General features: G+C 37.1%; 19 protein-coding genes and 1 riboswitch. Of the genes, 9 read left to right on the top strand and 10 right to left on the bottom strand.

The window, feature by feature from the left end; all coding sequences use genetic code 11:
- Nucleotides 1–11: 11 nt before the first annotated feature.
- The gene (locus MSWAN_RS02625; RefSeq protein WP_013825065.1) at nucleotides 12–1,049 is read right to left on the bottom strand and encodes an NAD(P)/FAD-dependent oxidoreductase; all 1,038 of its coding nucleotides are present in this window, start codon (nucleotides 1,047–1,049) and stop codon (nucleotides 12–14) included.
- Between the two features lie 254 nt (nucleotides 1,050–1,303).
- On the opposite strand from MSWAN_RS02625, the gene MSWAN_RS02620 reads away from it, so the two are divergent.
- Nucleotides 1,304–2,659 carry a B12-binding domain-containing radical SAM protein gene (locus MSWAN_RS02620; RefSeq protein WP_013825064.1) on the top strand — a complete coding sequence of 452 codons (1,356 nt, stop codon included), beginning with the start codon at nucleotides 1,304–1,306 and terminating at the stop codon, nucleotides 2,657–2,659.
- A 399-nt stretch (nucleotides 2,660–3,058) separates the two neighbouring features.
- On the opposite strand, the gene MSWAN_RS02615 is transcribed toward MSWAN_RS02620, so the two are convergent.
- The 3 genes from MSWAN_RS02615 to MSWAN_RS02605 form a co-directional block, all read right to left on the bottom strand.
- On the bottom strand, nucleotides 3,059–3,880 hold the full coding sequence (locus tag MSWAN_RS02615; protein WP_013825063.1) for a hypothetical protein: 822 nt from the start codon (nucleotides 3,878–3,880) through the stop codon (nucleotides 3,059–3,061).
- Between the two features lie 274 nt (nucleotides 3,881–4,154).
- The gene (gene feoB, locus MSWAN_RS02610) at nucleotides 4,155–6,104 is read right to left on the bottom strand and encodes a ferrous iron transport protein B (RefSeq protein ID WP_013825062.1); all 1,950 of its coding nucleotides are present in this window, start codon (nucleotides 6,102–6,104) and stop codon (nucleotides 4,155–4,157) included.
- 12 nt (nucleotides 6,105–6,116) lie between these two features.
- Nucleotides 6,117–6,857 carry a metal-dependent transcriptional regulator gene (locus MSWAN_RS02605; protein WP_013825061.1) on the bottom strand — a complete coding sequence of 247 codons (741 nt, stop codon included), beginning with the start codon at nucleotides 6,855–6,857 and terminating at the stop codon, nucleotides 6,117–6,119.
- Between the two features lie 141 nt (nucleotides 6,858–6,998).
- Nucleotides 6,999–7,147, top strand: a riboswitch (FMN riboswitch).
- Nucleotides 7,148–7,257: 110 nt separating this feature from the next.
- Here MSWAN_RS02605 and ribB point away from each other — a divergent pair.
- The 5 genes from ribB (at nucleotide 7,258) to MSWAN_RS02585 (ending at nucleotide 10,769) form a co-directional block, all read left to right on the top strand.
- Entirely contained in the window at nucleotides 7,258–7,911 is a 654-nt protein-coding gene (gene ribB / locus MSWAN_RS02600) for a 3,4-dihydroxy-2-butanone-4-phosphate synthase (RefSeq protein WP_013825060.1), read from the top strand.
- 106 nt (nucleotides 7,912–8,017) lie between these two features.
- Nucleotides 8,018–8,452, top strand: coding sequence for a LysE family transporter (locus tag MSWAN_RS12430; protein WP_320406977.1), 435 nt, complete (start codon nucleotides 8,018–8,020; stop codon nucleotides 8,450–8,452).
- A gap of 179 nt (nucleotides 8,453–8,631) precedes the next feature.
- Nucleotides 8,632–9,084 (top strand): hypothetical protein, encoded by a 453-nt coding sequence (locus MSWAN_RS02595; protein WP_013825059.1) that lies wholly within the window; start codon nucleotides 8,632–8,634, stop codon nucleotides 9,082–9,084.
- Between the two features lie 223 nt (nucleotides 9,085–9,307).
- The gene (locus tag MSWAN_RS02590; protein WP_013825058.1) at nucleotides 9,308–10,339 is read left to right on the top strand and encodes a calcium/sodium antiporter; all 1,032 of its coding nucleotides are present in this window, start codon (nucleotides 9,308–9,310) and stop codon (nucleotides 10,337–10,339) included.
- A 4-nt stretch (nucleotides 10,340–10,343) separates the two neighbouring features.
- The gene (locus tag MSWAN_RS02585; RefSeq protein WP_013825057.1) at nucleotides 10,344–10,769 is read left to right on the top strand and encodes a universal stress protein; all 426 of its coding nucleotides are present in this window, start codon (nucleotides 10,344–10,346) and stop codon (nucleotides 10,767–10,769) included.
- 154 nt (nucleotides 10,770–10,923) lie between these two features.
- On the opposite strand, the gene MSWAN_RS02580 is transcribed toward MSWAN_RS02585, so the two are convergent.
- Nucleotides 10,924–12,282, bottom strand: coding sequence for a phytoene desaturase family protein (locus MSWAN_RS02580; protein ID WP_013825056.1), 1,359 nt, complete (start codon nucleotides 12,280–12,282; stop codon nucleotides 10,924–10,926).
- Between the two features lie 160 nt (nucleotides 12,283–12,442).
- Between MSWAN_RS02580 and MSWAN_RS02575 the strand changes: the two genes are divergently transcribed.
- Nucleotides 12,443–12,841 carry a hypothetical protein gene (locus MSWAN_RS02575; RefSeq protein ID WP_013825055.1) on the top strand — a complete coding sequence of 133 codons (399 nt, stop codon included), beginning with the start codon at nucleotides 12,443–12,445 and terminating at the stop codon, nucleotides 12,839–12,841.
- A 166-nt stretch (nucleotides 12,842–13,007) separates the two neighbouring features.
- Here MSWAN_RS02575 and MSWAN_RS02570 read toward each other — a convergent pair whose 3' ends face one another.
- Nucleotides 13,008–14,414: an MFS transporter gene (locus MSWAN_RS02570; protein ID WP_227716983.1), complete on the bottom strand. Its 1,407-nt coding sequence runs from the start codon at nucleotides 14,412–14,414 to the stop codon at nucleotides 13,008–13,010.
- Nucleotides 14,415–14,962: 548 nt separating this feature from the next.
- Here MSWAN_RS02570 and MSWAN_RS02565 point away from each other — a divergent pair.
- The gene (locus MSWAN_RS02565; RefSeq protein ID WP_013825053.1) at nucleotides 14,963–15,391 is read left to right on the top strand and encodes a MarR family winged helix-turn-helix transcriptional regulator; all 429 of its coding nucleotides are present in this window, start codon (nucleotides 14,963–14,965) and stop codon (nucleotides 15,389–15,391) included.
- 107 nt (nucleotides 15,392–15,498) lie between these two features.
- Entirely contained in the window at nucleotides 15,499–16,914 is a 1,416-nt protein-coding gene (locus MSWAN_RS02560) for an MATE family efflux transporter (RefSeq protein ID WP_013825052.1), read from the top strand.
- A gap of 331 nt (nucleotides 16,915–17,245) precedes the next feature.
- Here MSWAN_RS02560 and MSWAN_RS02555 read toward each other — a convergent pair whose 3' ends face one another.
- The 4 genes from MSWAN_RS02555 to MSWAN_RS12425 all read right to left on the bottom strand — a co-directional run bounded on the left by MSWAN_RS02555 (nucleotide 17,246) and on the right by MSWAN_RS12425 (nucleotide 21,360).
- Complete coding sequence (locus MSWAN_RS02555) at nucleotides 17,246–18,526, bottom strand: peptidase U32 family protein (protein ID WP_013825051.1); 1,281 nt, start codon at nucleotides 18,524–18,526, stop codon at nucleotides 17,246–17,248.
- Nucleotides 18,527–18,813: 287 nt separating this feature from the next.
- On the bottom strand, nucleotides 18,814–20,214 hold the full coding sequence (gene purF, locus MSWAN_RS02550; protein ID WP_013825050.1) for an amidophosphoribosyltransferase: 1,401 nt from the start codon (nucleotides 20,212–20,214) through the stop codon (nucleotides 18,814–18,816).
- Nucleotides 20,215–20,286: 72 nt separating this feature from the next.
- Nucleotides 20,287–21,177: a toprim domain-containing protein gene (locus MSWAN_RS02545; RefSeq protein ID WP_013825049.1), complete on the bottom strand. Its 891-nt coding sequence runs from the start codon at nucleotides 21,175–21,177 to the stop codon at nucleotides 20,287–20,289.
- A complete protein-coding gene (locus MSWAN_RS12425) occupies nucleotides 21,178–21,360 on the bottom strand; it encodes a 50S ribosomal protein L37e (RefSeq protein WP_013825048.1) in 183 nt (60 codons plus the stop codon). It lies immediately after the preceding gene.
- Between the last annotated feature and the right edge of the window lie 20 nt (nucleotides 21,361–21,380).

Genomic DNA, 21,380 nt, shown 5'->3' with positions numbered 1-21,380 from the left:
AAGGATATTGTCTATCCCAGATGGGAGAATTTGGGAGAAATTCTGGCTAAGAGTTTCCACTGCCTGATCATGTACTGTTTATCCGGTTCAACATTCTTTTCATAAGCATTTAACAAGGCCGGCACATCAACATCCTCACTTACGTCATATGTAGATTTTATTGCTTCTGCTGCAGCATAACCACTTGCAAGTGCACTTGATATTCCTTCTCCAATAGGATTAAGAAAATTGGCGGCTTCACCTACAAATAACACCCTTCCTATTCCTAAATCAACACGGTATTCAGGTAGAACACAAGGCATTATGCCTACTTCCCCTTTAACAAATGATTTTATTTCAGCTTTGAAGTTTGAAGCAAGAAATGAGAGAAACTTCTCATGATAACCTTTTATTTTGTTGAAATCCTTGACAGCTATCCCAAAAATTAGAAAATCATCTTTTACATTGAACCATGCATCGTACTGGGATAACTGGGGTTGCATGAAGGCATGGAAAAAGTTGTAGTCCAGATCTACGGTGCCGCTGCAGAAGGTTTGATAAGTAAAAATATAACTGTCCTGTGTCTTCAAAAGGTTCTTTTTAAGGTTACTGGCTGCTCCATCACCTGCAACAACGATCTTTGCTCTTTCATGATAGATCTCGTTGCCCTGCAACGTGACCAGCACATGATCCTGCATTTCCTCACAGGAGATAACTGCAGTTGACTGTCTAAATTCAACACCAGCATTCTCTGCCCCTGAAACCAACCATTGGTCAAACAGGTTTCTCCATACGTTAAGACCTTCGCTTTCAAATTTAAAGACCCTATTTTCCTCATCATTAATGATAATTCCCTTATTTTTAGTGGGTCTGCATAAAACAGCATCAGGTATTTTTCCAAATTCACCTTCAACCATATCGATTGATTTTTTTATTAAGATGCCTGAACAGGATTTTTCCCGCGGTAACTGCATCTTTTCCACTAATAAAACTTTATAACCCGCTTCAGCCGTCATTTTTGCTGTCATACACCCTGCAGGTCCTGTACCTACCACTAATACATCGTACATTTTTAATTCACCCAATGAGTATTATTTATTTTATTTAACATGAAAACATGACCCTTTATATGTTGTGAATTTTATCTATAACTTGGGCTCCACAGCTTTGTATGCCTCACGAATAAAAATTTTCATACTCTGTAATGTTTTACAATTTAGTTTCAAAGGTTTTAAGTATAGAAACTTCAGTACATAAATAGTTCAAGTTATTAAAACTTAAATAGATTATAGATATGTGTAAATAAATGAAAACAGGTGAATAAATGAAAGTAACATTTATAAATCCACCCCAAACTAGTTCCAAGTACAAATTCATAGGAGTGGTGGCCCCGCCTCTTGGAATCGCTTATATGGCAGCTGTTCTTGAAGAAAATGGAATCAACGTGAGCATTATAGATGCTTCTGCCCTGGAAATGACCTGGGAAGATCTGGAAGCTGAACTTAAGATGGCTCCACCGGATGTTGTGGCCATCACTGCCTTAACTCCCACAATAAGTCAGGCCTTGAAAAGTGCAGATATAACAAGAAAGACCTGTCCAGATACTGTAATTGTAATGGGTGGTTACCATCCGACCTTCAACTATGAGGAAGTTTTAGAGAGTGATTCTGTCGACGTGGTGGTCAGAGGTGAGGGAGAGTACACCATGCTTGACCTTGTGAAAACCCTGGAAAATGGTGGTGATCTAGCTGAAGTTAAAGGAATAGCATTTAAAGATACGGTTACACCCGTACGTCCGCCCATAACTGACCTGGACAATTTACCATTCCCTGCAAGACACTTGCTTCCAATGGATCATTACAAACTCTTCAACATGAAAACCAACATGTCCACCATGATCACCACCCGCGGCTGTCCCATGCAATGCTCTTTTTGCGCTTCTGCTGCCCTTCACGGGCCTAAACTGCGTTTAAGATCTCCAAAAAATGTTGTGGATGAGATGGAGCACCTTGTAAAGGACCATAATGTGGGAACCATAGCCTTCATGGATGACACTTTCACACTACGCAGGAAGAGGGTGCTTGAAATATGTGAAGAGATCAAAAAAAGGGACCTTGATGTACTTTGGGGATGCACTGCCCGGGTAGATACTTTATCAGGGGATGTAATAAAGCAGATGAGGGAAGCTGGATGTATTGCCATGTTTATGGGTGTAGAATCTGCAGATCAACAGGTTCTTGATGAGGTGAATAAAAACACAAGTATTGCAAAGATTCGAAGTGCGTTCGAACTTTCCAAAAAAGAGAAAATGCGTACCATTGCTTCGGTTGTGCTGGGAATGCCCGGAGACACCAAAGAGAGTATAAAAAGGACTGTGAAATTTGTGAAAGAGTTGAACCCATCCTACGCTGTTTTCAGCCTGGCCACACCATATCCTGGAACCAGGTTTTACCAGCAGACACTGGAGAAGAACCTGATCAAGGTCAAAGATTGGTCCAAATACACACTCATTTCCCCTATTCTGGAAACCATGGAATGCTCCTTAGAAGAGCTTAAAAAGATGCAAAACACAGCTTTTCGTAAATTCTACCTCCGACCAGGTTACATCTTCCGACAGATGCAGATGGACGGCCCTATGCTTCTTAAAACCATTGCAGCTGTTATCAAGGAAATGATCTGAAAATATTCCTTAATTTATTTTTTTAGTAGAAAAACGTCATTTATCAAAAGCTATATGAAAAAACATCATTCATTAAAAGATTTGTCTTTACCGTAAAAAAAGTCATTTCATAAATTAAAAATTACGAATTAAAAATCATTTTTAAACTCATTCCCAATTATTGAATAAAAAAAGTCCTTTTAGATTATTCTTTTAGAGTATATACACTTTTTATGGTAGTTTTAGATTTTATAGGTTAGCTGATTTAGAATTTTTAGTGTAAATTCTATTTCCGTTAAATTGGAGTCTGCTAAAACTATGCATCTAAAAGTCCTTTTAACAAGTTCAACAAAAAAGATCTTCTTAAAAAAGGAATAAATTAAAAAAAAGGAATAAAAAATGGATTTATTTATTTTTTATTCAATCGTAGTTAACTGCAGCCTGTGGAGTTTCGGTTTGTGAAACTATTTCCTGATAAACACTCGGGAACAGCGCAGAATTCGTCAAAGATTGGTTAATTCCCTGTTTTTCACTCGTACTGAGTACAGTATAATCCAAACGATCGGATGTGTAAGCAGTCTGGAGTTGCTGAGCGTTTGTCAATTCATATTGTGCGAATGGGCTGTTGAGATATGGGAATATCAGTCCTTGAACCACGTAGTAGTATGCTGCAAAACGACCGTACTCCTTCCAGCATATGTAGTAGTAGAGTGGGAATCCGCAGCCGGGATTGATTATAGGACTTCCAGCTCTGGCACTTCCATGCCAAACCATTGGAATTGGTCCCACCTGACCATGTTCCTGCGCTTCTTTTGTAACTTCATTCATGGCGTCTGTGAAGTTGCTGAATTCTATACCATTTACCCTATAAGTCCATTTGTCATCTGGAACTCCAAATAAGAAGTATTGAATCGCCTGCCCCCAATCTATATCTTCTTTTGCACCGGCTGAATCTACAAATCCCATTTCAATTATGTAGACGTCACCTTGCTGGTAACTTTTGTAACTCGAGCTTCCTGCAAAGTGTACAACAAGTGCACACTGGGATCCACGATCTTCTGCATATTTAGCAAGGAGCTGGGAATGAGGATGTCCGGGATAAAAATCAGGATTCATAAATTTAACAAATGCTGCTCTTCCTAACGGTTCTACAGGACCATTTGCTGCAGCAGCATAGGAATAGCCAATAACTATTGCTAAAAACGCCGCAATAATTATCAATAATTTTGTTAACTTTGACATTATATTAATCTCCGTTTACTTTCTAAGTTAGTCTAATAAATTATTTATATCTGCTTATTAATTTCAATACGGATAGTAAATTCTTTTAAATTGTATTAAATGATTAAATAATTAGGATGTAAGTACAATTCTAACTATCATTTCTTTAATAAACTTAACCTTTTTTAGGAGATTTCATAAGTTTTCATTGAATTTAAAAAAAAAATAAAATTTTTCCCCAATGACAGGTTAGGGTAAATTTAGAGATTTAACCAAGTTTAACTTATAGATTTACTTAGAATACTAAACTAAGCACCCTGAAAGCTATACCTCCAATAATCATTGCAGAGGCAAAGTTGGCCAGTGATATGGCCCCTGTGGCTTTCCATCCAAATTCACGAGCCAGTATGGCGATTGTGGATATACATGGTATGAAAAGCAGGCTTACAAGTGCCAGTACTATTAACTGAACCGGTGTTAAAAATGCTGCGAAGTTCGTACCAACCAGAGCCACCAGCATCAGTAGTGTGAATTCCTTTCTGACAGCTCCAAATATGAGTAGTATGCCGGCAAATAGGGGGAGACCTAACCATCCAACTGTAAGTGGTGCAAGAACATTGCTTATAGGTGTAAGAACACCCCAAGCATATAAAGCCTGTATGGCTGCGCTTCCAATTATGTACAGTGGGAAAACCAGATATATCAATGACTTGGTTCTTGACCATGTTTGTTTGAACATGGCTGTTAAAGATGGAACTTTAAATGAGCTTAACTCCATTATCAGTCCTGTTGATTCTCCAGGTACAACCTTCAAAGCAATCCTGCCCAATACGAATATCACCATAAGGTCAATTACGTAAAGTGCAAGAGCCCACCATATGTTGACAAACACTGCTACAAGACCCAGTATAACGATTGTTCTGGCTGCACATGGCGTGAATGTGATGGCAAACGATGCTAATAATCTTTCACGCCGAGTCTCCAAAATCCTGGTACTGTCAATTGCAGGAACGTTACATCCGTAACCCAGGATCATGGGTATTATGGCTTTTCCATGCAGTCCTATCTTGTGCATTGCACTGTCCATCATGAATGCCACCCTTGTCAGCACTCCAGAATTTTCAACCGCACTGAGCATAAGATAAAATGGAATTACAAATGGAATTACGAGGGTAACTCCTGCTACAATACCTCCAAATGCCCCATTCCAAAGTATACTCGCCATAGAACCTGTTACTTTAGGGTCTACTGGTTGGTAGAAGCTGAAAGCATTTGAAAGTAAACCTGAGAAGAAATCTCCAACCACAAATGTCCATAAAAGCAGTCCTCCCAGCACAGCAACTGCCATCACGTAACCCCATACCCTGTGTGTGAAGAGTCTGTCCAACCTTTCAGAAAATGTAATGTTCACTTCACTTTGTATCTGGGCCTCAAATGCAATTTTATTTGCAAGTGAATACCTTTCAGAGGCTATGACTGCAAAAACAGGTTCTTGATGAATTTCTTCTATTTCCTGGGACATGTCATACACTGATCTTGAAACCTTCTTTGATCTGGATTCCACCAGTTCCTTAATCTCTGGATCGTTTTCAAGTAACTTTATAGCGACCCATCGAGGTGGATATCCTAAATCAAGGTTTTCAGATTCGATTGTTTCCCTCAATTTCTCTATTCGTTTTTCAACTTCCGCACCATACTCCATCGTTTTTATTTGAGGTTTTTTCTGGGCAAGTTCCACGGTTTTTTCCATTAGTTCATGGAGCCCTTCACCCCTCACTGCCACTGTGGATACAACAGGTACTCCTAGCATATCCTGTAGTTTTTCTGTGTCAATGACTATTCCTTTTTGTTTGGCTATGTCCACCTGATTGACACAGACAACCATTGGAACATCCATTTCCTTTAACTGTAGGGTGAAAAACAGGTTTCTCTCCAAAACAGAAGCATCAACAACGTTGATCACAACATCTGGTTTTTCAAATGCCATGTACTCCCTGGATACCATTTCTTCCATTGAAAAAGTTGAAAATGAGTAAATACCGGGCAGGTCTATCACAGTTATATCCTGACCCTCAAAGTGGAGTTTTCCCTCTGCCCTTTCAATGGTTTTTCCGGGCCAGTTTCCAATTATCTGGTTTGAACCTGTAAGTTCGTTGAACACCACACTTTTACCGACGTTTGAGTTTCCTGCAAGGGCTATGGTTAAATTTTTCTTTGATAAGTCTTCGTCTTCATTGTTATCCATTAATTAATCCCCTTAGTCTCCCCTAAAACATTCCACAAATATGTTAGAGGCTATTTCACGTCCCAGAGCCAATTTTGACCCCCTTATTGCAACTTCCACAGGTCCGTTCAGCGGTGCTAATCTCATAAGACTTATGGTGGCACCGGTGGTAATTCCCATGTCTAGAAGTCGTCTTAAAACCTTGTGGTCTCCCCTTATAAAGCATACTTTGGCTTTTTGATGTTCTTCTAGTTCAATTACCGAAATTAAATTTTCATTTCGTTTTCCAACTTCTTCTATGCTTGATCCGCTTGACCTGTATTTCATACATTCTTCGCAACTTGAAAATTTCAGATCACATGCTGGAATGAGCTCATCATCGTCGGGGCATTTATCAGGATGTTCCAAAACCTGACAGAGAGCTACTTCGGCTTCATCAGATAAGGAATGTTCCATCTCACATGCCTGATCGTGTAAGTTATTTTTTTTAAGTTTTAAAATATCATAAAGGAACCTTTCCAGTAATCTATGTTTTCTTGTGATTTTTTTGGCAATTTTAAGTCCGTTTTCTGTTAATTGAACACCTTGGTACTGGGAGTAATTTAAGTATCCTAATTTTTCCATTCTTTTAATCATTTGTGTAACACTTCCGGGGGCTATATCCAGGTTTTTTGAGATTTCAGTGGTTTTGACCTTCTCACCATTCTTCTCTATCTTGTATATGGCTTCCAGATATTCCTCGATGTTTGGGCTGATCTTTTTATCGTTAAACATTTAGGCTCACCTAACTTATTTTGAACAACTGTTTATTCACACACCATATAAAAGTTTTGGTGCACCTAAAAATTTTGTAAATAAAATTTGCATGATCATTTGACGATAAATATTTTAAAGATGAAAAGTGATGTATCATTGACTTATTCTCAGGGCGGGGTGAAAATCCCCACCGGCGGTATCCCAGGTTATACTGGGGAGCCCGCGAGCGCTCCTTCGATTGATGGAGGTCAGCAGATCTGGTGAAAAACCAGAGCCGACGGTCACAGTCCGGATTGAAGAGGATAAGGCTGCCCGAACATTTCTAAATTCGTTTAATGCGAGTTTATAATCTTTAGGCAACTCTACGTCTTTTTTGCCCTGGTTCTGGTAGGTCACTCAAAAAAGGAGGTTATATACCATGAATCAAAATCTATTATCCCAATTCGGTGAACCACTTGAAAGGGTGGAGAATGCCCTAAAATCATTGCAAAGCGGCCGTGGTGTACTGGTCACAGATGATGAACAAAGGGAAAATGAAGGGGACATAATTTTTGCCGCAGAATCCCTCACCGAATCCCAGATGGCTATGTTAATCCGGGAATGCAGTGGTATTGTCTGCCTGTGCCTGGACGATGACAAGGTGCATGAACTTGGACTACCTTTGATGGTGGAAAACAATACAAGCCAGTATAAAACTGCATTTACCATATCAATTGAAGCTGCAGAAGGTGTTACAACCGGTGTGTCAGCTGCAGATAGACTTACCACAGTTAAAACTGCTATCGAAGATAATGCTAAACCTGAAGATCTAAATCACCCAGGACACGTTTTCCCATTAAGGGCCCGTTCCGGTGGTGTTTTAGAACGTCAGGGACATACTGAATCAGCTGTTGACCTGATGAAAATGGCAGGATTGAAACCATTCGGTGTACTCTGTGAGCTTACAAATCCCGATGGTACAATGGCACGCTTACCCGAAGTAGTGGCCTTCGCCACAAAGCACAGCATGCCCGTTGTTACTGTAGAAGATTTGGTTAGTTACCGTAAATCAATGAAAACAGATGCTACATGAATTTTTTTAAATTTTTATTTTTAAATTTTAAATTTTCTAAATGACTGATTTAAATTAGTTTCAACAACAAATCGATTTTTAATAATATTTTTAAGGTCCTGCGAATATCCTAGGTCTATTTTTTTTAATCTTAAATAGTTTAACTTTAAATAAGAAATTAAGAGATTATGAAAGCATAAAAACTAAAGGTTTAACAGAAAACATTGATTTAAAAGAAGCAAGATCATTTGCAAAAGGAGTGATGGTCAATTTTTTAAATCCACAACCCTATCTCTTCTGGATAACTGTTGGTGGGTCTATAATAATTACCGCTTACAATCAAAACATTTTTAGTCCTCTCTGGTTTATCTTAGGTTTCTACGTCTGCCTTATAGGATCTAAGATTGTGATGGCAGTTGTTACTGGAAAGTCCCGCAGCTTCCTGACAGGAAAACTGTATATTAATATAATGAGGTTTATGGGTTTATTATTATTGATATTGGCATTTTATTTAACTTTAAACGGCCTTAAATTGTTAATTCCATGGAATATAATGACTTAAATCTCCAATTTGTCACCAAAAAACAAACCAATTTAAATAGTAATAACTTTAAAGTATTTTTTATATAAGTTATGATGGTTGTTCAAGTGGATTTCGATCTTGGTTTTTACCAGCTAACCTTTTATAAATCAAAATTCATAAGAGGATCTTTCTAAAAACTTGAAATTCAAGGTGTAAAAATGAGTAAAAATTTTACTGCAATCAAGTACTGTAAATGGTGTGGTGAACCCTTTGAAGTCAAATCACCAAACCAGAAGTACTGTTCACCAGATATCAAGAACTGCAGCAAGGAAGCCAAACGTGAAAGCTGGCGTAAAGCCGCACATAAATACAGGGAAAACTATAAGGACGTTTTGAAGATATCTCAGGTTTATAAGCTTGGATCTGGATTTTTAAGTAGCAATCCAAAGGAAGAATTCAATGCAGAATACAGAGCTATCCAGAAAGAAAAGAAAAGACTAAGATTAAACAGTATTGGGATTGGTTTTTGGTTCTGGGTCCAGTACAATCTGCCATTTATGAGAAACCTGTTAGAACGTGGCAACGATCCTGTAATTGAATTATATCCTGCATTAATCTTAATTGGCATTTTACTGTTGAGCACTGTTATTTTTGGAGTATACTATAAATAAACTATTTTTTGGAGATTTTAGAGTATTAGTAAACTAATTTTTGAATACTGTAAGTAATACTATTCTACTTTTTTTTATATAAAATTATGATGGTCATAATTGAGGGATAGGTTATCGCATCAATCTCTTACCTAGCTGATTGATAAGCTTCAACATGGCTTGACAAACTCAACTAGGTGGACTATAAATATTTTATATAACTTTTTAAAATCTGGTGAAATTTATGAATATGGTGATCGTGTATGTTCTTGCATTAATTGCCTCACTGTTTTTAGTAATAAAAACAGCAGACGTATTTGTAGACAATTTAGTGGAAATAGGAGAAGCTAAGGGAATATCCCAAATTATTTTAGGAGTCACTGCTTCAGCCGTTGGAACGTCTCTTCCTGAGTTTGGCTCTGCCATTATAGCTATTTTAAGTGGTACCCCTGATATTGGGGTTGGTGTGGTTATAGGATCCAACATCTGGAACATAGCGGGTATTCTAGGTATTTCTGCATTTGTGGCAGGAGTTATAGAAACAAACAAAGAGGAGCTTAGAAGGGACGGCATTATGACCCTTATAACTGCTCTTATCCTCATGTTCTTCATGATCTTTATGACTAAACTCAATGCAGCAGTCGGAATCATTATGATAGCGGCTTACTGCGTCTACCTCTGGTTTTTAATAAAAAAACAAAAAGAACACAGTCTAGAACAAAAAAATAATGCAGAAAACGCTGAGAATGAAAACCTCAAAATAGAAGATGAAGTTGAAAACAGAGATGAAAATGAGATTAAAGAGGGAATTAAAAAAGAGCACAACCTGAAAAGAAATTATATTATGGGACTTGTTGGAATTGCTGGTCTGGTGATTGGCTGCAAAATCATGGTCTGGAGTGGAGTTGGAATTGCAGAGATCATGAACATACCCCAGATGATAATCGGACTTTTTGCCCTGGCAATTGGAACCAGCGCCCCAGAACTTGTGGTAACATTAAGCTCCGCCATGAAAAGACTTCACAGTCTTTCAATGGGAACGATACTTGGAAGTAACATCTTCAACATACTCATAGGTATAGGTGTTCCATCACTCTTCATGGCAATTCCAATTGAAAGGCTTTCTGTGACCTTTGATGCGCCTGTGATGATTTTCGTAACATCCCTACTGCTTATCATGGCTTCAAGAAAGAAAAAACTAACCCGATGGGCGGGTTTGGTTCTAATGTTGGTTTATATTGCATACATAACTATAAGAATCTATATTTCGGTGTGATAAGATGTATGAAAAAGTTTTAATTGCAAGTATGGGTAAATACGTGGACGAACTTGGGGCACATACCCTGGAACTTTTCGGGGATCGGGAAATAGAAATCATTGGTGTGTATGTGGTTGAAACTTCCACACCATTTCTAACACCCACCAGAGTAAAGGAAATGATGGTCAAAGAATTGAGAACAAGGGGTAATGAAGTACTGTTTAAATTAGAGAAAAAACTTCAAAAACCTAACATAAAATTTAAGAGAGTTTTGGTAGAAGGGGATCCTGCAGATGAAATAATAAAAGTGGCAGAAAATGAAAAGGTAAATATGCTCATAATGGGTTCAGGTAAAAGCAAAATTGACAAGCATCTCCTTGGAAGCGTCACAGAAAAGGTAGTTCATTCTGCCCCCTGTACAGTGCTCCTTATAAAAACAACCCCCTAAAATCAAAGATAAATCTCTTTTTTTAAATTTTTTTTATTAATAATTCCAATTTTATCATCATGGAATAAACTATCAGCATAACTTTAATTTTAGGGACTGTGATGAAACTGCATAAAAATCTAAATTATTAATGGTAAATACTGGAAGCGAGAAATCATAAGTTTCCATCGTGTTTCATAAGATTTAAACATCTTAAAACAGAGTAAGCAGCTCTGCTAACACCCGCACTTCTCTTTTCTGTGTCAGTTCCGACACAGTACAGGTTCTTTATCGGTGTTTTAACATCCCCAAAACCTGAATTAATACTCCACGATGCCTTTTCTGGAATTAAGTCCTGATAATGTATCATATCTATGTGCCCTTCAATATCTGGTTGAATCTCAACTATGGAATTAAATGCCTTTTTTCTCATCTTTGATACATTATATTTTTCAGGTAAAATAAATGCAAAACCTACAAGTTGATTTCCTCTGGGTGCTAATGCAGGATCGTAGTTTGAGGTTGGAACAACCCATGCAAATGGATCTGAATCTATCCACATCTGTGAACCGTAATTTTTAAATATTTTTTTGGTCAGTCCCATCCATACGGTTAAAGAATTGATCTTCTCAATTGAAAGCAAATTTTCAGCATAATCTACAGGTAAATTGTCAACTAAATTGGGTAGATCTGAGGCAAATCCCGAGTAAATCACTGAATCACATTCATAAACGTTTTCTTTAGTAACTACCCTTTCAACTCTTTCATTACATTCTATATTTGTTACTTCTTCATTAACCCTGATTTCAACTTTTTTATTGGGAAACGATGCAGTAATAGAACGGATTATAGATTGAAGACCGCCTTTAGGGTATCCTTGATCTGTAGCACCCTCTGATATGAAAAGGTCGTATAATTTTCCAACGTAACCCACTGAATCTCTTTTGTTAGTTTTGTTATCTATAAATCTTGAAAGGGATGTGTTTTCTATGGAAGTACCAACTGTGAAATAACAAAGCCAATTCATAAACCTTTTGCCGGTAATTGAAATATTTGAGGGTAGAAGTTCAGATAAGGGGGTGTTGGATAGATTATTACCTGTATTTATCATGTAAAGGGTGTTGAATAATGATTTCATCAGCAACAGCCTATCAGTTTTAGGGATTAAGCCAAATTTTAGCCACGCATTAACGTTCCATGGAAATGGCTTTATTTCGCTACCTATCCTAACGTAGTACTTTCCAAATGGGACAAATTGGGGAACAACATCAAAATATTTATCCATTAATTCTTTAAAAGGCCCGTTTTCAAGTCGAGTTATGGCGTGTGGACCCGTATCCAAACGGTAGCCCTCAACTTCATAAGAATGGCAAACACCACCGATGTAATCCGATTTTTCCAAAATCAATACAGATTTACCTTCCTTTGAGAGTGCTAAAGCCGTTAATAAACCACTGATTCCAGACCCCACCACCACAACATCGTACTTCTTAATAATATCACCTATAAAATTAATAAAATTGAAATTATCCAATATACAACAGGATATCCAGATATAACCTGACGGTATAAAAGTTTTCCCCTATTTTATAAAATATATTCAGATATATTTAAGGCAGATATTCATTGGAGGTTCTTAAAAAGCCATTATTTTTTATGGAATTAAACAAAGAAATTATAAATGGTGAATTTTTATGGATGGAGATCAACTGGTAAAAAACTTGAAGATCGTAGCAATAATGGCCCTGATTATTGGAGTGCTGGGCGCTGTTCTTTATTTGGTCTATGGTTTTACCATCATCTGGCAAGCAATGGCTGCAGGGATCATCACCGGATTTTTATCTTTAATTGTAATTTTATTCATTGTTCTGTCGATTTATCTATGGATAAAAAATTTATTACTCAAAAAAGACTTAAAACATGCCAAAGTGGAATTAAACAAGTATAAAATAGAATTAAAAAAATCTAAAACAGAATTAGAGAAATCTAAAACTGAATTAGAGAAATCTAAAACTGAATTAGAGAAATCTAAAACTGAATTAGAGAAATCTAAAACTGAATTAAAGAAAAAAGTTAAATCAAATGAATATTGATGTGCTCATAAACAGAATAAATTGAAACAAGAAGAATACTGTATAAACGTATTATATAATTTTTCAGACTCATTACCTGTCAAAAGCTCAAATCTCCAAATTTAAAGAAATTTAGGAATAAATTAAAAAAAACTGGGAATAAACTAGAGAAAACGAGAATAAATCCTCATTTACCCTCAAGTCTCTTTTTAAATGTCAATGTCCTATTTACTGCTTTATGTTCATATTCCAAAACGGATTTTTTCTTGTTTTTAATGCCTACAAGTGCTATTAAAGCTATTGAAGCACTTAAAATTGCCCCAAAGATTACAACTCTGTGTATACCTGTTGTGAGCTGCTGAGCCGCACCTGCAAAGAGCTGGCTCTGCAGTAGAAGGTCTGATGGTATGGCTGAGGTGATGAGAAGGCCCGCATAACACACTGCAAAAACCATTCCCATATCTCTTACAGTGGCTATAACCCCAGAAGCAGTTCCAGCAGTTCCAGACGGGAACACAGACATCAAAATTTTGTTTACAGGTGCCTGGAACAGGGCCGTACCGATGCCAAACACTGCTAAACGCAAAAAAACATCTTCAGGTGTGGACGCAGGGGTTAACTGCGTCAATGAAAGCATTGAAATGGAACATATCACCGAACTAATGATTATGGGCGGCACTGAACCAAATCTATCTGATACTGCACCACTTACCGGTGCCATGACCATCATCATAAGAGGTGAAGCCGTTAAAACTAATCCTGTTGTGAGAGGGTCCAAGTACAAAACTTTTTGCAGGTAATAAGGCATTGCAAACAGGATACCATAAACACAAATGTAGTTGAAGTGTAAAGTGACGTTAAAAGCCGAAAATATCTTGTTTTTAAATAATCTTAGGTTAAGCAGAGGTTTATCTGCATGTAACTCAATGTAGGCAAATAATATGGCTGAGATCACTGCTAAAATTCCTGTGACAACAGCCTGACCATAGTTAGCATCACCTACAAGGCTTAATGTATAGATCGTTAAGAACAGCGCAACAAACTCCAGTAAAGTTCCAGGTATGTCCCATTTAACTTCGATTCGTTTTCCAGGCCTTAAAGTAAAGTAACATATAATAAAATCAATGATTCCTATTGGTAAATTCACCAGAAATATTGCTCTCCAACCTATCAGGCCGTCCATAATTCCACCTATTACAGGACCAAATGCAAGACCTGCTGCAATAGCTACAGAGTAAAAACCAAATGCTTTACCAAAATAACGTATTGGAAATGATCTTTCGATGATAACCATGGATACAGACAGTATCATGGCCGCTGTAACTCCCTGCAATCCTCTGAATATGATTAAAGCCATGATTGACGGAGCTAAACTGCACAGAAAAGATGAGATCACAAATCCAACCAGGCCCATAAAGAATAAACGTTCATGACCGTAGAAATCTCCGAATCGTGCAAAAAATAGCACTAATCCTAGAAAAGTAATGAAGTATACTGTTAAAACCCATTCTGCAGTACCAATGCCAATATTAAAAAAACTGGATATCGTTGGAATGGAAACATTTACAATACTGGCATTCAATGGAACCATCATTGATCCAAGTGAAACTGCCAGTAATATCCGCCATTTTTTACTGTATTCATCTTCCGTTTTATCAGGACCTATGAACTGTAAAAAGCAGACTTTAAAATTGTGTGTCCATTTTTAATTTCAATTATCTTAAAAAAGCCATCAAATTTTTTAAAACAAATGTCACTAACTCTTTTAAAACGTTTTTTCATTTTGTTTTCATTAAAAGAATTTCCATTTAATCTCATTTTGTAGTTGCACCCTCTGGAAACTATGCATAGTTTCATAATATTAATAACGAAAGCTTCATTCTCTCGATCTTAATATATAAAGTTTACCATTATTTTGAAGATCAAGATTAAAAAGTTTTGTTGTCTAGACAATTGTTGTCTAGACAACATATTTAAATAGTTGAAGGTCAATAGTACAATGGAAGCAAGTTACATTCATTAAAGTTACATTCATTATCTTTTCTGAATTTCAATTTTATTTCATAAAACAAATCTAGAATAATCCTCGATCCTAGTAATTTTGAGTTTTTTTTGACCAAAAATAAAAATAGGAGAAATAAGATGAAATTAGACATTCCCCTTGAGGGACTCTTATCAGTTATCACTCGAAACCATTTTATTTACATTAACAGAGAAACAAAAGATTTAAACCTTACAGGGGGTCAATTACCCTGTTTAATATTACTTTCACACAAACAAGGAGTTACTCAAGACTACATTGCAAGGAAATTTCACATAGACAAAGGAACCATTGCTCGCGCAGTGAAGAAACTGGAGGACAAAGGGTTTATAAGTCGTACCCTCGACCCTGAAAACCGTCGTAAATACCTCATTTTTTTAACAGAAAAAGGAGAACAAACTGTGCCCAAAATCAGAGGTATCGAAAGGAAATGGGAAAAGGTGGTATGTGAAGGACTTTCAGACAAGGAACATTCTCAGTTACTGGAATTCTTGAATGTACTTGCAAAAAATAGCATTGAAAAAATTTAAAAATCGTATTTAATGTTTAAAAATGTCAGATAATAGTAAAAAATGTCAGATAATAGTAAAAACTTTAAATTTAATAAATTAATTGTATTTATCTTTGGTGAAATATAATGCAAAAAAACGAACCATCAAAACCAAATCAAAATTCTCCGCCAGGAGATGACAAAACAGAGGGAGTCACTCTGATCACAGGAGACCCAAAAAGAGCCATAATTAAACTTTCAGGCCCGATGATCGTTTCAATGATCCTCATGACCCTTTACAACCTGGTCAATGCGATTTGGGTTGCAGGTCTTGGTGGAGATGCCCTTGCAGCAGTGGGATTTGTAACACCACTATTTATGATACTCATTGGACTCAGCAACGGTTTGGGTGCAGGTGCCGGATCTGCAATAGCACGTTACATAGGTGCAGATAACAAGACGTGTGCAAACAACGCTGCAATGCATACATTAATCATCACCGTAGCTATTTCCATTGTTCTAACTGTGTTGCTGCTCGTGTTCCTAAAACCAATACTTATGCTTCTGGGTGCAGGAAGCACCATAGACCTTGCAGTTCAGTTTGGACAGGTAACCTTCGGAGGAACCATCTTGATGCTTTTCACAGGTGCAGCTTACGGTGTGCTCCGTGCGGAGGGAGATGCTAAAAGGACCATGTATGCAATGGCAGTATCATCAGTTCTTAACATGATCCTAGATCCCATACTCATTTACTGGGCAGGTTGGGGTATTTCAGGAGCTGCATGGGGTACTGTTATATCAATGGCCTTGGTTTCTGTTGTCATACTTTACTGGTTCTTCGTGAAGAAGGATACATACGTTTCATTCTCGTTTAAGGACTTCGTACCTGATCGAAAAGTCACGAAAAACATTTTAAATGTTGGTCTGCCTGCAAGCGCCGAGTTTTTTGCAATGTCAGTAGTCGCAGGTGTTCTTAACGGTATCCTTGTCATAGTTGCAGGAACAGATGCAGTTGCAGTGTACTCTGCAGGATGGAGGGTTGTGATGATGGCCACCATGCCAATAATAGCCATTGGAACAGCTACAATCACAGTTGCAGGAGTATCATATGGATCCAGAAGATATGAAAACATTTCCATAGCACATAAATACTCGATAAAGGTTGGACTCATCATCGCAGCCATCACCAGTGTTTTAACCTTCATATTCGCACCTTACATTGCCATGATATTCGCTTACACCCCCCAAAGTGCACCACTGGCCCCCACCATTGCTGCATTCCTCCAGGTTATGTGTTTCTTCTACATCTTCATGCCACCTGGAGTGATGTCTGGTTCAGTCTTCCAGGGCGTTGGTAAAGGAATGACCTCCCTCACACTAACCTTGCTTAGGAACCTGGCTTTCATTGTTGTGTTTGCTTACATCCTAGCAATAACCTTTGGTTTAGGGCAACAGGGAGTATGGTGGGGAATCGTTGCTGGAGACATTGCAGGAAGTGCGGTTGCTTACACATGGGCACACACCTACATCAGCAGATTAAGGCGTAGTCTAGACCCTAATTAACCTTCAAATGCCATATTTCAGCATATAATTCGTATCTGCCATATCTTTTGCAATAGGTTATCTAATAAAAAGAATCAGATAATCCATTTTTTACTTTTTTAAAATAAAAATTAGATTTTTAAAATGGACATTACTGATTAACATTCTGATTAATATGGAATATTAGTAATTAAAACACAATTAGTTTATTAATTAAAATAGTTTATTAATTAAAATAACGAATCAGAAAAGTTATTTTTAGTCTAATTTTTCATTTACGTGTGAAACTGTAAATAAATAAAATATTTTTTTAAGTCCTACATTTTTAAGTTTTAAATTGAATTCCAAAATCCTACCTTTTATCTCTCTTATAAACAGAATCATTTGGTCGAACTTTATCCTTAACTAATATAGCCACATTCTGACCTTTAAACCCTTTTTGAATATTTTTACCATCGATCTGCATAGATTCAATCTTCTGGATGAGTGAACCAGTTGTTGGGCCCTGGATAATGATTTCATCCCCACATTCAAGGTCTTCCCATAATCTTATTTCTGCTGCAAAGACCTTGCTGTAATAATTAACGACAGACCCTACATCTTTCTTTATATGGGTTGACTGATTATATTCACTGGTTTCATTGGGTGTTTTGAAGTAGAAACCCGTGTCAAAACCCCTGTTGAAAACCTTTCGAAGTTCTTTAAACCATCTTTCAGTGCGCTCTCTTTTATTGAGTTCCCACAACCCTGACATGTAAGTATCGATGGCTTCTCTGTAAACCCCTGTAACAGTTGCAACGTAATCTGCAGGCCTTGCCCTTCCTTCTATTTTAAAAGCATTAATTCCTGCTTCAATCAGTTCAGGTATGTTTTCTACCATACAGATGTCTTTTGGGCTGAGTATATGGGTTTTATCCTTATTTGAATCCAAAATATTTCTTGAATCCACAATATTCCCCTCAAAAACCTCGTCAACAACGTCAAGCTTTGCTAACTCGAAATCTTCTCCATCTTCAGATACCAGTTTCCATTCTTTCCTGCAAGGTTGCAAACATTCTCCACAGTTTGCACTTTTATCGTAAAGGTATGAGCTTAAAAAACACCTTCCAGAAACAGCAACACACATTGCACCGTGCACAAACACCTCAACCTCCAGATTGGTGTTCCCAGCGATATTTTTGATCTGCGAAAGTGAAAGCTCCCTTGAAAGAACTGCACGCTTAACCCCTAACCTTTCAAGAACCTTTAAAGATTCTAAATTGGATACATTTGATTGAACACTCATATGGACATCTAAATCATTTTCTACTGCGATACTAAGGGCCCCAAGGTCAGAAGCTATTACCGCATCCACACCACAAGAATAGAAAGTGGGCATGAGATTTTTAAGGTCTTCTATCTGGCTGTCATCCATTATGGTGTTGGTACAGACGTACAGCTTGACATCACTATCATGGCAACGTTTTACAGCTTTTTTGAGATCATCAACTGCAAAATTGGCTGCATTGGCACGCATGTTGTACCCTTCAACTCCAACATAGATTGAGTCTGCTCCATTTTTAATGGCTGCGTTCAGTGCCGCCATATCCCTTGCAGGTGCGAGTAGTTCAACGATTTTTACCACCATTTTCATTTCAATTACTTATTCTATTATTATTTTTAACTGGTTTGTCCTTAGTTCTATTATAGTTAGTTTCATATACCTTTATTTTTAAAGAATAAAGATTTTTAAATTAAGATGTGTAATGGGTTCTACTTAGCCCTACACAGTTTATATAACCTTAAAAAGTGCTTAAATTAAAAAAAGTGCAGGATAAACCGGGAAAAATAAAAAAAATAAAAAAGATTTCCATGAACAATAAAATAACTCAAAAATCTAAATTAAAACTATTTAGTTATTTTAAATCATAAAACAAATCTTCAACAACGGTTAGCCTCGTATTCTTGGATATTTTTTGGAAGCGACGTTGGATATTCACCTGTGAGGCATCCCATGCAGAGTTCTTCCCTTTCAAGGCCTATACATTTTACAAGAGAAGCTTTATCAAGATAACCCAACGAATCAACACCAAGGGTTTTCCTTATCTCTTCAACTTCCTTGTCCGATGCTATAAGCTCCTTCTTGGTTGCCATGGCTATTCCATAGTAACAGGGCGAAACAATCGGTGGACATCCTACCCTAAGATGTATCTCCTTAACTCCTGTTTCTCTAAGAACATTTACAAGTGATTTTGAAGTTGTTCCCCTAACTATACTGTCATCCACAAGTACTATTCGTTTACCTTCAAGTTCAGATTTTATAGGGTTCATTTTAAGCCGGACAGATGTTTCTCTCTCTGATTGAGTTGGCATTATAAAAGTTCTGCCTATGTAACGGTTCTTTATAAGTCCTTCACCGTAAGGCAATCCTGATTCTCTTGAATAACCTATTGCAGCGGTTATTGCAGAGTCTGGAACAGGCATGACAACGTCTGCATCAACTGGAAACTCCTTTGCCAGAGCTTTTCCAATATTTAAACGCACGTTGTAAACTGATCTGCCGTCTAATATACTGTCAGGACGTGCAAAATAAACATATTCAAACATACAATGAGCACGAGGGATCTTTTCATCCCTGACCATTTTATAACTTTTTATTTCATCATTTATAAGAAGAATTTCGCCGGGTTCAATATCACGAACGTACTTTGCACCTACAACATCAAAAGCAACTGTTTCTGAGGCTACAAGCGTCATACCATCCATGTTTCCCATGGCAAGTGGTTTTATTCCTATGGGATCCCTGACAACAATAAGATCATCGTTTATAAGTATAACGAGAGAATAAGAGCCTATGAGTCTTTTTGAAACCTTTTGAATGGACTCAACAATGTCACCTGTCTTGGAGTATTCCATTGTTAAAAGATGGCAAATAACTTCTGAATCGGTTGTTGACTTAAATTTGTAGCCTAAAAGTTCCAGTTCATTTCGAAGCTCCATGGAATTTATGATATCGCCGTTATGGGCGATTGCAATTGTTCCAGATTCAAATTCACTGAAAAACGGCTGCGAATTTTCTATTTCTGATCTGCCAGTGGTTGAGTACCGTACATGGCCAATACCAACGTAACCATCGAGCCCATCCATATTTCCATTATTGAAAACATCACATACAAGCCCCATACCTCGATAGGTACTCATTTTCTCGCCATTATAAACAGATATGCCTGCAGACTCCTGTCCTCTGTGTTGTAACGCGTATAATCCGTAATATATCTGTCTTGAGGTATTATTAGATTGTTTATGAGAGTAAGCTCCTACAATGCCACATTTATCTCGCAATTCAAATTCTCCCTGATATTATCTTGATAACTCTAGTTAATATGAAAATTAGATAAAAATATTGTTTTAGGATTATTGTTTGAGTAAGTTGGGGCTGAACTTTTCATCACCAAAATCTTCTTTTAAATCGTCAATTTTAGAATCATAAAAAATTAGAACAGTCCTAATTATCTTCAACCAATTTACTGCATCTTCCTTTGAATGTGATGCAATGTAACCCTGACCTAAAATAATTTTTTCAGGTTTAAATTCATTTGATATAAAATAAATTTGTTCTTCATCAATTAATTCTTCATTAAAAGCTTCTTTCCACAGTTCTTTCAATGGAAATGCTTCAAATAACTTTTTATTCTTGAGGATATGATATTTGTTCTTCATATCTGCGTGCTTATTTTTTGCACTTTGGAACTCGTCTTCAACGATTTTAAGTTTGTTTTCGAGTTTCTCGTTTGAATCCAAGATTTCCTGATTTTGAGATAATAACTTCTGGTTTTCAACGGAGAGATCTTCGTTTTCCTGTTTAAAAGATCTTAATTTATCCTTTGATCTCCATAATTCGTCTTCAATTTCAGTGTATTTCTGTATATTTGCTATTGAAAGGAGTCCTGCCCTTACTATGGCATTTTTGATCTCTTTTCTTATAATCAAAGGGTCAATGTATTCTACATCATGACCAAATGGGAATTTCATTCGTTCAATATGTCCTACTTCCTTTTTAAGACATTTTTGAAACTTATCTGCAAGTTCTCTACCTGGTGCATCAACATCCGTTGCAATTAACAGAATATCAGCACCTCGAACTGCTTTTTTTGCTATTTCAGGATTTGTGGTCGGTATTATAGAAGAAATAGTGATGCGGTATTCCGCACCAAGGGCTATATTCTGCATTGCCCTTGATACTTTCTCCACATCAGATGCGCCTTCCACAATTATCCTAACATCTATTGGATTTCTCGCATCCATTTATTTCAACCTGTAGCCTGTAATTTTTTTATTCTGCCAGTTGTAACTTCGTATCCGTTTGGACCTTCCGAACCCACATGCTGCGCAGTATTTTTTACGTGCATGGTAAGAGTTTTTACCACAACGCCTGCATCGGATATGGGTTTTTTTATTACGCTTACCAAACGATGGTGTTCCTTTCATTTTCTATCCTCCGTAATCTT

The organism is Methanobacterium paludis, from assembly GCF_000214725.1.
GTDB classification, from domain to species: Archaea; Methanobacteriota; Methanobacteria; order Methanobacteriales; family Methanobacteriaceae; genus Methanobacterium_C; species Methanobacterium_C paludis.
The sequence above is the reverse complement of the archived record's forward strand: the minus strand, read 5'-3'. Positions and strand labels throughout refer to the sequence as shown.